Below are 260 nucleotides of genomic sequence, written 5' to 3' on the forward strand. Positions count from 1 at the left end.
GGACGACTTTCCGTCGAGCAGCCCAACACCAACGTGCGCCACCAGATGGTTGATCGCGTAGAGCGGCTTTCCGGTTGCCACCGCGAGCGCCTTGGCAGCACAGACACCCACCATGAGGGCACCTGCGAGGCCGGGCCCCGATGTCACGGCGATGGCGTCGATGTCGTCCAACGTGACCCCGGCCTCGTGCAACGACTCTTGGAGCGTCGGCACAAAAGCATCCAGATGGGCCCGTGAAGCGATCTCGGGGATGACGCCGC

General features: G+C 65.4%; 1 pseudogene. It reads right to left on the reverse strand.

The window, feature by feature from the left end:
• A pseudogene (locus tag SB679_RS24970) lies at positions 1-260 on the reverse strand (tRNA (adenosine(37)-N6)-threonylcarbamoyltransferase complex transferase subunit TsaD); the annotation flags it as partial.

The organism is Chryseobacterium sp. SIMBA_029 (assembly GCF_046535275.1).
Classification (GTDB): domain Bacteria; phylum Bacteroidota; class Bacteroidia; order Flavobacteriales; family Weeksellaceae; genus Chryseobacterium.